The sequence below is a fragment of the Bacillus mycoides genome (assembly GCF_000832605.1).
Classification (GTDB): domain Bacteria; phylum Bacillota; class Bacilli; order Bacillales; family Bacillaceae_G; genus Bacillus_A; species Bacillus_A mycoides.
The window spans coordinates 3,899,079-3,911,529 of sequence record NZ_CP009692.1; the positions used below are offsets into that span (position 1 = coordinate 3,899,079).

The following is a 12,451-nucleotide window of genomic DNA, read 5'->3' on the forward strand; positions in this document are numbered from 1 at the left end:
ATGTGAAATGATAAGCAACAATCTATGATATGTACTGAAAAAACAATTTCAATGTACATTATGTAATAAGAAACTATTGATTACATACATTCATTTCAAATGTATGTATTTATATGTAAAAGAGAGTGAATATATGAAACCAACTATTAAAAACTATGTATTTCTACATGTAGCCTTCTTGATATATTCTATCATTATGGTTTACATGAAATGGGCAGCTCAATTCCCTGTTGCATCAATCTCATTTTTTATTGCTTACTTCGGACTTGTTGTACTTTTATTCGGATATGCAATTCTATGGCAACAAGTCATTAAGAATTTTGAAATTTCTAGAGCATATTCACACCGTGGGATTATCATACTATGGTCCATGCTTTGGTCAGTATTCCTATTTGGAGATACGATACAGTGGAATCACATACTTGGCGCAGCTATTATTATCGTCGGAATTGTGGTGGTGACAAAAGATGAATAGTTATATGTTATTATTTATTTTTGGGATAATTTTAGCCAATTACTCACAAATATTATTAAAAAAGGCTACTTTACAACAATACGATTCTAGAATAAAAGAATATGTGAATCCTTATGTTATCATCGGCTACTTTTTATTTGTAATTAATGCCGGATTAAATGTGATCGCCTTAAAGGGCTTGGCATTAAAGCAAGCATCTGCATTAGAATCATTAAGTTATATCATCATTTTAATTTTCAGTTGGTACTTCCTAGGGGAGAAAATCACGAAACGAAAAATCATTGGTAACATTATTATTGTCATTGGTGTAATCATCTATTGTATACAATAACAAAAAGATCCGTTTATGATAAACGGATCTTTTTGTTATTGCCCTAAATTTTGAACCTTATCTTTCAAATCACGAACTTGTTCTATCGTCTGCATAAGCTCAGAGTTTTTAAACTGCTCTACATTCATTTTCCCTTCCTCTATCTTTGTCATAGATGTATCAATTAATGTATTTAACTTTTCATTATACCCGACGATTTGCTGGTGAAGATCCTTCGCTACATCTGGTGGTGTTAATTCATTAAAAGCTGGTATATCTTGTTTAATTTCAGTAAGTTTCGTTTCTAGTTCTTTCCGGGCTTCCCCATCATTAACGGCCTTTTCTGCTAATGCTGGCGCTTCATTTGCAAATGCACTTATTTCATTTACATAGTCTGTCGCTTTTTGAGCGTAATCTATGGAGTTCTTCCCTTCCTCTACTAGCGAACATCCCATCAAACCAATTGAAACTACAATTGAAAGTAACATTGTTTTTGTAAACTTCATTTTTACCTCCTAAATAATTGCCATACTTTTATTCATTTATAAACACTTTATTTTCTTCTTATACACTTTATCACATCATATCTTATTTTTTTAATCTTCCTCTTATACATTCTAGAAAAATCATTATTATCCTGTTCAACATGTACCTCGAAACTATCTTCATTTAAATATAAAAACAGACATACTTATTTTAAGTACGTCTGTTTTCCAGATACTTATAACTCTCACTAATTAAAGTTTCTCTTTATCCTCTCACATGCCCTATTACTGTTATAATATCTATGTCTATATGTACACTAATAATATCTTCTATAATGTCCGTATATCCTTGACCTAAAGGTGTTCCGTAATGTAATAAAATTTCTTTTTTTTCATAAACTGACTTCGGTACTGTAAAAATAAATTTCCTCATATTCCGCTCATCAGCAGGCTCCAGTATTAAAACAATGCCATCCTCTTCAAACATATAATCACGCCTTCCAACAATCCATTCACTATGGCTCAAGTATTGCCTTGAAAGGATAGGTTTTAAACACCCTTTCTAACAATATATAACCATTTCATGATCAAATAGCTTATACGGCTTATATGATTTCACCACAAATACAAAAAAACACAAACCTTGAACTACCAAGAATTTGTGTTTTTTGCATTTCATTCCTATATACCTTTATCAAGCTCATATAACCTACGATATTTCTCATTTTCTTTCAGTAGCTGTTCGTGACTACCTTGCATAGCGATTTGGCCACTATCAAGGAAAATAACTTCATCTACATGTTCAATTCCTACAAGATGATGTGTAATCCAAATAACAGTCTTTTCTTCTGTTGCAGAAAACATTGTTTCTATTAAGGCTAATTCCGTTTTAGGGTCTAAACCGATAGTCGGTTCATCAAGCACAATAATCGATGCTTCTTGCATAAGAGTTCTTGCAAATGCTACCCTTTGCCTTTCTCCGCCAGAAAACCTCTTTCCCATTTCATGCATTTTTGTTTGTAATCCATCAGGAAGAGAAGCAATGTGCGGTGCTAGCTGTGCTTTCTCTAAAGCTCTCCATATCTCTTCATCATTACCCTCTGGTTTACCGATCCGCACATTATTTCCAATTGTCGTATCGAATAAATGTGGTTTTTGGTTTAATACAGAAATATATTTTGACAAAAAACCCGTACGAGCTTGTTCACCATTCAATATAACTTGCCCACTCACCGGACGTAGCGCCCCAGTTAACAGTTTTAGTAAAGTAGATTTTCCTGTTCCACTTCTACCTAAAATAGCAATTTTCTTTCCTGCCTTTATTTGCAATGATACATCTTTTAATACAGGTTCATTACTATCCGGATAATTATACGACACATTACTCAGTTCAATATCTATATGTTTTTGTGCAACGTAATCTTTATCTCCAGGTAACTCATTTCCATCTTGCAAAATGCTATCACTTTCTACGCTTTTAAGCCTATGAGCAGATTCTACATAAGATGGAATTCGATCAATAGCATCTGATATAGGGATAAGCGCATTTGTCACAGATAATGTCATTAATACGAACGCTGCAATAACTGTAGGTGCAATCTGTTCACTTGCTGCTTGATTTCCAGTCCACATAATCATTGAAATAACTACAATGCCGACTATTAAATGAATGATACTGTCTCGAATATGGTACCAGCGTTTCACTCTCTTTTCTGTCTTTAACAGCTGGACATTTTGCTCTACATATGCATTAATAAATTCATCTTTTCTACCACTCGCCTGCCAATCAGATAACCCAAATACAGCATCTGTCAATTGTTGATACAAACGATTTCTTCCTCGCTTCAAAGCAACATGATGTCGTTTCATCAAAAGTAGTGATACGAATGGGAGAAGAAAAACAATAACAGCTAACATACAAGCTGCGATAAGTGCAAATACTAAGTCAAATGCACCGATAACAATTACGAAAATGCTATATACAACTAACGCTAATATACTAGGGAATATTGTACGTAAATATAGATTCTGTAAATGTTCTATATCATCAGACAATACACCTAGTACATCACCAGTTTGAAATCGAGAGCGTAAAAATAACGCCTGTGGTTCTACAATTCTATATAGTTTTGTTCTCATTTTTTCTAAAATTCGTAGAACGACGTCATGCCCTACTAAACGCTCTAAATAATGAAAGACAGCTTGCCCTATACTAAACGCACGCGTTGCAACTATAGGAACATATACAGCCATTACATTTTCTGGTCTGAGAGCAGATTTAGAAATTAAATAACCTGAAATGAAAAGTAGCATCGCACCTGAACTAACTCCAAGAAGCCCGAGGAAAATAGTCAACGTCATTCTACCTTTATTTTGCTGTATATAAGGTTTAATCCAATTACTCATCGCTCTCCCCTCTCTTCCCTATGAAAATGTAATGTCTCATTCTTTAAAAGTTCTTCATATGTTCCACTTTCTTTAATTTCCCCTTTATTTAAAATAAGAATATGATCCATTTGCTTCATCCAATGCAGACGATGCGTTGCAAGAAATACTAACTTACCTTCAAACAGACGTAACATCGATTGCTTTATTTCAAATTCAGTTTCAATATCAAGATGTGCTGTAGGTTCATCTAATAAAATGATTGGCTTTTTACTTAAAAGTGCACGTGCCATAGCGACACGTTGTTCTTGTCCGCCACTAAGCATACGTCCACCTTCTCCAATTCTTTCGTACATCCCATGTGGTAATGATGCAACGAGCGAACGAAGACCAACTTCATTAATAACTCTCTCAACTTCTTCATCAATTGTATTCGTTTCATAGAAACAAATATTATCTTTTAATGAAAGCGGAAAAATATAAGGTTGCTGCGGAATATAAGCAATATTTTTTTGCCAATCTTCTCGAGTAGATTCACCAATTTCCACACCATTTACTAACATCTTCCCACCGGAAGGCGGTAGAAATCCTGCTAACACATCGATTAGCGTTGATTTCCCTGCCCCACTTTCACCAATAATGCCTATAGCACCGTTACCTTGCCAAGTAAAATCAATTCCCTCTAATATAGCCTTTTCAGATTCATCATTATTTACTTTTACATCTTGTAATTTCAAACTACTAGAAGAATTCCATACTATATCTACATTTGAATCTTTCTTTTCTATTTCTTTTTGTTTCTGTAAAATTTCTTCTATTTGCTCCATTGCAAGTTGTCCATCTAATGTAGCATGATAATTCGCTCCAACTTGCTTAATCGGCAGAAAATATTCCGGCGCTAAAATTAAAATCGTAAGAGCTGGTAACAGTATAATTGTCCCATCTATTAACCGTATCCCTAATCCAACTGCTACAAATGCAATTGATAAACTCGTAAAGAAATCTAATGCAAAAGAAGAAAGAAAAGCAACTCGCAAAGTACGCATCGTTGCTTTTCTATATCGTTTACTTACTTTTTCAATCTTTCCTTCGTGCTGTTTACTTTTCCCTAAATACTTTAATGTTTCTAATCCTTTTAACGTATCTACAAAATGATTAGAAAGTACACGATATGTCTCATATTGGCTATCCGCCATTTTCTGCGCTGCTAATCCTAGAAGAATCATAAATATGATCACAATTGGAATCGTTACAACTAAAATGATTCCAGACTTAATGTCCAGTGTTAAAACATATAGAACAATTAGCCCCGGTACGATACTACTTCTAATCATTTTAGGAATTGTTAATTCAATATATGTTTTAAATTTCTCAATACCTTCTATCGATAAAGTAACCAGATGACCAGTCCCATTCGTTTGGACAAATCTCGGCCCTAACGTAAAATATGCTTCTATTAACTGTTTACGTAATGCAAATCCTGTTTTTTCAGCGAAACGCTCAACCAATATTTGCGATGTTCGCACTAACATTTGGCGTGCTGCAAACGTGATCCCAAAATAAACAGTTTCATTTAGCACAGCTTGCACTGTTTCTCCATGAAATAAAAATGTGATTGCTCGTGCTAAAAATACTGTCTGCGCAATGATACTACACGCCTCTAAAATGCTAATAAGACTTAAAGTTACATATAAAACTCGGCTACCAGGATACGACGGAAGTCCTCTTTTTCTTTTCATTAGTACTCCAAATCTTTGTCTGACTTAACAGGTTGTCTAAATACATAGAAACTCCATATTTGACTACCGATAACAAACGGTAAAATAGCAAGAGAAAAATAGCTCATCAGTTTTAATGCATAAGGTCCTGATGCCGCATTATAAATTGTCAAATCATTTACCGCTCCTAATGAGCTAATCATGACACGCGGGAACATACCGATGAACACACTTGCACTTAACAAAATGATTGTTAAACTCGTCATAAAGAAAGCCCAACCATCTCTTCTTCTTTTATTTAATAAAGTAGAAACAAATAGCGCTACAAAAGCTCCAATTGGAACCATTAGCCACTCTGAACCATGTGCGGTGAAAATATCTGTTTTCCATAACCCTACAGCTGCAAAAACAAGAAGTGTTATTAATGCAAAAGGTGCAATCTTTGTCGCGGCAATACGTGCGCGTTCTCGTAATTTTCCTGTTGTACGTATAGTAAGGAATTGCAAACCATGAACAATACATAGAAGAAGAAACATAACTCCCCCAAGTAACGCAAATGGGTGAAGTAATTTCATAAATCCGCCTACCATATTTTTACTTCCATCAATTGGTACACCTGTCATAAAGTTTGCGATTGCAACTCCCCAAAGTATAGGAGGTAGCAAACTTCCAATAAACATGCCCCAATCCCAGAAACTCTTCCATTTATGATTTTCTATTTTCGCACGGAATTTAAAGGAAACACCTCTTATAATTAATGCAAGAAGCATAAACACAAATGGAATATAAAACCCACTAAATAAAGTTGCATACCAGTGCGGGAATGCCGCAAACATAGCGCCACCAGCACAAACAAGCCATACTTCATTTGCGTGCCAAAACGGCCCAATTGTATTTAAATATATACGTTTTTCCAAATCGTTTTTCCCTAAAAACCTTGAAACAATTCCTACACCAAAATCGAAACCTTCAAGTACAAAGAAGCCAACGAATAAGGTTGAGATAATTAGAAACCACAACTCATTAAGAGATAACATACTCTTCCTCCTTATCAAATGGATCATGGCTTTGATAATCCTTTTTCGTTTTCTTATTCGCATGTCCTTTAATGATACGAACGAATAAGTAAACAGTAATGCCTCCAATAATTACATATAGTGATGTGAATGAAACAAGAGAGAATAATACTTCTCCAAATGAAACATTTGGAGATACTGCATCTTCTGTTTTCATAACACCGAAGACAACCCAAGGCTGACGTCCCATTTCAGTCATAATCCAACCTACTGTATTTCCGATAAACGGTAGTGCAATTGCATATACCATTAATTTTAAATACCAAGTTTTTTCAGCTAAACGATCTTTTCTTGATAAGAACCAGCCGTACACTCCTAGAAGAAGCATGAATGTTCCACTCATTACCATCGCTCTAAAACTCCAGAACATAGTATGTACTGGCGGAATATAATCTCCAGGTCCATATTTTTCTTCATATTGTTTTTGAATTTGGTTCATCCCTTCTACTTGACCGCTAAATTTATCGTATGACAATAGACTTAGCATATAAGGGATTTGAATTTCAAACGAATTTTCTTTCTTCTCTGTATCAATTTTTGCAAATACTGTAAATGGAGCTGGATCCTCACTCGTATTCCATAATGCTTCAGCTGCTGCCATTTTCATCGGATGTGTCTTAATTAAATTTTGCGCTTGTGCATGACCGAAAAATAATACCAATGCTGTTGAAATTGTTCCAACAACGATAGAAACTCGGAAAGACTTCTTAAACACCTCAGTCTCTTGTTGTTTTGCGATTTTCCATGCACTAACACCAGCAATAAAAAATGCGCCTGTTGCAAGTGCCGCTGTAATTGTATGCGGGAATTGCACCCATAGTTGTGGATTTTGAATAATCGCCAAGAAATCATTCATCTGCGCACGTCCATCTGCAGCCATTTCATATCCTACCGGGGACTGCATAAATGCACTTGCAGTTAAAATCCAAAATGCTGATAACATTGTTCCTATTGAGAGGAGCCAAATACATAAAAGGTGAACTCGCTTCGGAAGTTTATCCTCACCGAATACCCATAAACCTAGGAATGTAGACTCAATGAAAAATGCTAATAAACCTTCAATTGCAAGTGATGGTCCGAAAACATCACCAACAAAACGTGAATACGTTGACCAGTTCATACCAAACTGAAATTCTTGTAAAATACCTGTTACTACACCTACTGCGAAGTTAACAAGGAATATTTGTGTCCAAAACTTTGTCATCTTCTTATAAATTTCTTGTCCCTTTACCACATACAACGTTTGCATTAACGCAATGATAAAAGCTAAACCTATAGACAGCGGAACGAAAAAGTAATGAAAAATCGTTGTTGATGCAAATTGTATTCGTGCCAATTCGAGCGTTTCCATGCTAAAGTCACTTCCTTCATATTTTTTTATATCGTAATATCGATTGAATTGTATGAATTCACTTCATAACGAACAATTCAATCATGTGGAAATACAAAAAGATAAATTCGTTTATGTACTTTCTGAAAATATAGATTGTCAGTTTTTTAGATAATTACAAAAGAACTTTCTTCATACGATTTACCTTTTCACTATTTCAGTAGTGTTTTATTCGTTAATCGAATTGTATAATATACTTACATAATAAATTCAGGTGATTTTTGACGTATTATTGACAGGATTTTGTCTGAAATATGTCTTTTGTAATTTTTTTGAATTTGATTTCTCACATTTTAAAAACGTACTTTTCAAACATACAACACACTCTTATATCAATTGTTATTATGTTTTTCTCTTCATACGCTTGACTTTCCCCTTGAAAAATGCCCTCGAATCAAACCTAGAAATATGCTAGTTTTTTGTCAAGAGAAAAATGTATTTCCAAAATTCAAATCAACAATATTGTTATTCACAAATAGAAAAAAACTCCCCTTTCTCTAGACATAAAATTCGTTTTTTTGTCATTTTTCAAACAGACTAAATAAAAAAGTACCGAGAATAAATTATATTCCCGGTACTTTAATCATTCTTTCGTTGCATATTTTCTAACAGCCGGCATAATTTCGGTAGCAATTAATTCAATGTTTTTCTCAATCTTATCAAATGGTACACCGCCAAAATCAATCTGTGCCATAAAACGTTGCTGTCCAAATAATTCATATTGATAAAGCATTTTTTCAATAATTTGTTGCGGGCTACCAATCATTAACGCATCACGGTGATCTACTGCGTTAGTAAATTGTTGTTTTGGATACCCACCACCGCGTAGCGCAAGCATACCAGCATTAATATGAGGATAATATTCACTAAGTGCATCTTGTGAATTTTCTGCTGTATAAAATAAACTTGTTGTTGCAATTGGTAATGTTGCTGGATCAAAACCACTTTGCTCAGCTGCTTCACGATATGCATCAACCGAAACTTTAAAATTAACAGCTGGGCCACCAAGTGTCGTAAGCATCATTGGTACACCTGCGCGTCCTGCCTTAATTGCACTAGCAGGTGGCCCTCCAACAGCACGCCAAATTGGCATATTGTTATTTTTAGCTCTCGGTATAATTGCCGCATGTTCAAGTGGCGTTCTAAACTGCCCTTTCCATGTTACACTTTCTTCTTTATTTATTTTTAATAAAAGATCCATCTTCTCTTCAAATAGTTCTTCATAATAATTTACATCGTAACCAAGTAAACTATATCCCCCAATACGAGATCCACGACCAGCAACGATTTCAGCACGACCATTAGAAATTAAATCAATTGTGGCAAAATCCTCATATACACGAACCGGATCTGACGTGCTTAATACTGTTGCAGAACTCGCGATTTTAATGTTTTTCGTAGCTTGTGCAATAGCTCCTAAAATAACTGTATGAGCTTGCGTTGTAAAATGCGCTTGATGACTTTCACCGACAGCAAACACATCAATTCCAGCTTCATCTGCTAACTTAGCTGTTTCAATTAGTTCATGAATTCTTTTTTCTGCACTTATTTTCGAACCATTATGCGGATTTAAAATATGATCTCCAATTGAATATAATCCAAATTCAATTCCCTTACTTGTATCAATACGGTATTTTTCCATAGTTGCTCTCTCCCTTTTAATAAAGCGGTATTAATTTCTCTTCAATCTCTTTTCTTCTCTCTTCTAAAAATGGTGGTAAATCCAGCTCTTTTCCTAATTCTTCAACTGTTGAATCTACTGTAAATCCTGGTCCATCCGTTGCAATCTCAAATAAAATGCCATTTGACTCACGGAAATATAAACTTTTAAAATAAAAGCGATCGATAATCCCTGTTGATTGGAACCCTTTATCTTTCACCGCTTCATTCCAATAACTCAGTTCTTCATCATTTTTCACACGAATAGCTAAATGATGAATACTTCCTTTTCCTGGTCTTTCACTCTCTCCATCTTGCTGTTTCACCAAAATTTCTCCAAAAGATTGACCATCGATAGATTGATAAATCCCCTCATCGTCTGAACGAGATACTTCTTTATAACTAAACAAACCTGTTAATGTTTTTGATAATTTATTTAAACTGCGCACTGTCATTTCAACTGTTCCCATGCCTAAAATACGATGATTCTGCTCTACAGAAGATTCATCCCATGCAGTCCAATATTCAGGCACCTCTTCATCTTTATTATTTAACAGCACTAACCGTAGACCATCTGGATCTTCAAAGTGCAGTGCGTCTCTTCCGGCGTAAGTTGTAATTTCCCCATGCGCCACCTGGAGTGACTCAAAACGTCTCTTCCAAAATGTAAGACTTTCTATTGAAGGTACGAGCAAGCCTATTTGTGTTATTGCATTTGTACCACGGATTGTTCTACCTACATTCGGCATTTCAAAAAATGATAATTCAGTTCCGGCACTCCCTGTTAAATCACCATAAAACAAATGATACATAAATGGATTATCTTGATTGACTGTCTTTTTCACCCGGCGTAACCCTAAAACATCTCGATAAAAATTATTATTTGTTTTCGCATTTTTAGTCACCATAGAAATGTGGTGATGTCCTGGAATTATATACATAAAACTTCCTCCTCTTTATCACTTGATTAGTCAATTGATTAAGTAAAAAAAATTACTCATTCGGTAATTCTTTTTTTTCACTATGCTTATGAACTTTTGACATCAACTCGTATAGTATTTTCTGCTCTTCTTCATTTAATACATCATCAAAAAATGATGATTGAAATGCAAGTTGCTCTGGCAATGCTCTTTCTAAAGCCGCTTCCCCTTGCTCTGTAAGACTAATTGTTTTCGTTTTCCAATCTTGTTTTCGTATAATATATCCTTCTTTTTCAAGACGTGTTAACATTCGAGAAATACCACCTTGTGTAACGGTAACCTGTTCTGCTAACTCCATTTGTGTTAATGGCTGATAAGTCCGTATTTGCAAAAGCACATCAAATTGTGCTGTTGTTAAATCAAAACGTTTTAAAAACTCATTTGACATTTGATTACTTTGGTTCGTAAATCGTATTAAACGTAGCCATATTAACGATCCTATCGTATTTTCACGCATGTTTCATCACTTCCTAGCCTTGATCTTACTATCACTTTACCACTCAAGTGATAGTAATGCAAGTAGAAATATGTTAAAAATACCTCCCAAAATCATTATTCTTAACTTTCCATTTCATTCATTGCTATATTTAAAGCTGCCACAGCTTTTGGCCAACCAACATAAAAAGCCATATGTGTTATTAATGCAATTAATTCATTCTCCATTATCCCATTTTGTTTAGCTAGCTTCAGATGAAATGATAATTGTTCTGTATTACCAAGACTGATTAGTGCCGACAATGTACATAAGCTTCTTTCTCTTAATGTTAAAGTGGCATCCCGCCACACTTCCTCAAATAATATCTCTTCACTATAATGAGAAAATACAGGTGCTATTTCTCTCATTTTCTTTGGAATATAAAATTCAATTGGTTCATTCATCATTTTGCTCCCTTCATTTTTACCAATTGTGCCATCCCTTGACCAAATGACCAGTTTTCAGCAGCTGTCTCATGTAATGTAATAAAAATGTCAGTAACTTTCACATTAGAACATGCTGAAATTTCAAAGGATATAGATTGATACAAACCTTTTTTCTGTTGCACTGTTCTTCCAGGTCCACATGTAATAGAAACATGAATCATATTCTCAGTTCTCATTTCTCCTCTTTCCAACAAATAATATGGATTATACAAAAATTGATTTTGTTGATAAGGTAAAAATATTTGAAAATAATCATTTTCAGGGATGTTAAAATGTTCAATTAATGCAAGATGGATACATTCACCTATCTTTTTCAACTCTTCTTTATTTAATATATCTTCATGATAATAAACGTTCACAAAAGGCATAGATTTTCATTCCTTTTTCTTAATTTAGCATTCAACAACATATCCTCGTGAAATATGTAAAATCTCATAAATAGTAACATCGCCCATTACATCTATTTCAGGCTTTTCCTTATAAAAACTGAATTGACTATATCCCCACTTATCCGGATTATAAACTATTACATTTCCTAAACATTTTTCTATGTTTTGCACATTTTCATTTACTTTATTTAATTGCGTCCCAATCAGCGATTTACTTTGAGAAATACTCCCTGCATATTCAACAGCATATCTACTTTTTCTAAAATCATTACTTAAATTAACAACTAATGGAACACCTATATTTATTTGTTGCCACCCAAACGATTGCAAAATATTATCGTAATACCCTTCGAATATAAATTTGTTCATCCCTTCATGACCATTCCACATATATAAAGGTGCATAACAGTTATAGAAATTCCCACCCTTACCTGTCTCAGTAATTAAATAAGCCTTAAAATTTAGTTCTTGAAAACCATCAGTTTTAAACCCATTATCCTTTACCCTTTTTTTAATAATCTCCATGTCATAATCCTTTGGTAAAATGACCTTATATTGCATACCAATCATGTTTATCACTCACTTTCGATCTTATATATATAATGATAAACCGATGATCGGCTGACGTAAAATAGGTATAAATTATGTTTGATATCATTTATA

At 34.2% G+C, this 12,451-nt stretch carries 14 protein-coding genes; 2 read left to right on the forward strand and 12 right to left on the reverse strand.

Features of this window, described 5'->3' with window-relative positions; genetic code table 11:
- The first annotated feature begins 133 nt into the window (after window positions 1–133).
- Complete coding sequence (locus BG05_RS21780; protein WP_002168607.1) at window positions 134–475, forward strand: EamA family transporter; 342 nt, start codon at window positions 134–136, stop codon at window positions 473–475.
- The gene (locus tag BG05_RS21785; protein ID WP_002168608.1) at window positions 468–806 is read left to right on the forward strand and encodes an EamA family transporter; all 339 of its coding nucleotides are present in this window, start codon (window positions 468–470) and stop codon (window positions 804–806) included. Before BG05_RS21780 ends, BG05_RS21785 begins: the two co-directional genes overlap by 8 nt.
- A 35-nt stretch (window positions 807–841) precedes the next feature.
- Here the strand turns inward: BG05_RS21785 and BG05_RS21790 are convergent, their stop codons facing one another.
- The 12 genes from BG05_RS21790 to BG05_RS21845 all read right to left on the reverse strand — a co-directional run bounded on the left by BG05_RS21790 (window position 842) and on the right by BG05_RS21845 (window position 12,358).
- Window positions 842–1,291 carry a DUF6376 family protein gene (locus BG05_RS21790; RefSeq protein WP_002012340.1) on the reverse strand — a complete coding sequence of 150 codons (450 nt, stop codon included), beginning with the start codon at window positions 1,289–1,291 and terminating at the stop codon, window positions 842–844.
- A 244-nt stretch (window positions 1,292–1,535) separates the two neighbouring features.
- Window positions 1,536–1,757, reverse strand: a complete 222-nt coding sequence (locus tag BG05_RS21795; RefSeq protein WP_002031341.1) for a hypothetical protein — start codon at window positions 1,755–1,757, stop codon at window positions 1,536–1,538.
- Window positions 1,758–1,951: 194 nt separating this feature from the next.
- Window positions 1,952–3,676 (reverse strand): thiol reductant ABC exporter subunit CydC, encoded by a 1,725-nt coding sequence (gene cydC, locus BG05_RS21800; RefSeq protein WP_016126781.1) that lies wholly within the window; start codon window positions 3,674–3,676, stop codon window positions 1,952–1,954.
- A complete protein-coding gene (gene cydD / locus BG05_RS21805) occupies window positions 3,673–5,394 on the reverse strand; it encodes a thiol reductant ABC exporter subunit CydD (protein ID WP_003188501.1) in 1,722 nt (573 codons plus the stop codon). Before cydD ends, cydC begins: the two co-directional genes overlap by 4 nt.
- Window positions 5,394–6,410 carry a cytochrome d ubiquinol oxidase subunit II gene (gene cydB, locus BG05_RS21810; protein WP_002141342.1) on the reverse strand — a complete coding sequence of 339 codons (1,017 nt, stop codon included), beginning with the start codon at window positions 6,408–6,410 and terminating at the stop codon, window positions 5,394–5,396. Before cydB ends, cydD begins: the two co-directional genes overlap by 1 nt.
- Window positions 6,397–7,800 (reverse strand): cytochrome ubiquinol oxidase subunit I, encoded by a 1,404-nt coding sequence (gene cydA / locus BG05_RS21815; protein ID WP_002126904.1) that lies wholly within the window; start codon window positions 7,798–7,800, stop codon window positions 6,397–6,399. Before cydA ends, cydB begins: the two co-directional genes overlap by 14 nt.
- A gap of 622 nt (window positions 7,801–8,422) precedes the next feature.
- On the reverse strand, window positions 8,423–9,481 hold the full coding sequence (locus BG05_RS21820; protein WP_003188507.1) for an LLM class flavin-dependent oxidoreductase: 1,059 nt from the start codon (window positions 9,479–9,481) through the stop codon (window positions 8,423–8,425).
- 16 nt (window positions 9,482–9,497) lie between these two features.
- Window positions 9,498–10,439, reverse strand: coding sequence for a ring-cleaving dioxygenase (locus BG05_RS21825; RefSeq protein ID WP_016126780.1), 942 nt, complete (start codon window positions 10,437–10,439; stop codon window positions 9,498–9,500).
- 52 nt (window positions 10,440–10,491) lie between these two features.
- On the reverse strand, window positions 10,492–10,935 hold the full coding sequence (locus BG05_RS21830; RefSeq protein ID WP_003188510.1) for a MarR family winged helix-turn-helix transcriptional regulator: 444 nt from the start codon (window positions 10,933–10,935) through the stop codon (window positions 10,492–10,494).
- Between the two features lie 101 nt (window positions 10,936–11,036).
- The gene (locus BG05_RS21835; protein ID WP_033708126.1) at window positions 11,037–11,360 is read right to left on the reverse strand and encodes a carboxymuconolactone decarboxylase family protein; all 324 of its coding nucleotides are present in this window, start codon (window positions 11,358–11,360) and stop codon (window positions 11,037–11,039) included.
- On the reverse strand, window positions 11,357–11,767 hold the full coding sequence (locus tag BG05_RS21840; RefSeq protein ID WP_002126897.1) for a tautomerase family protein: 411 nt from the start codon (window positions 11,765–11,767) through the stop codon (window positions 11,357–11,359). Before BG05_RS21840 ends, BG05_RS21835 begins: the two co-directional genes overlap by 4 nt.
- A 24-nt stretch (window positions 11,768–11,791) precedes the next feature.
- Window positions 11,792–12,358, reverse strand: coding sequence for a DUF4865 family protein (locus BG05_RS21845; protein WP_002126895.1), 567 nt, complete (start codon window positions 12,356–12,358; stop codon window positions 11,792–11,794).
- Between the last annotated feature and the right edge of the window lie 93 nt (window positions 12,359–12,451).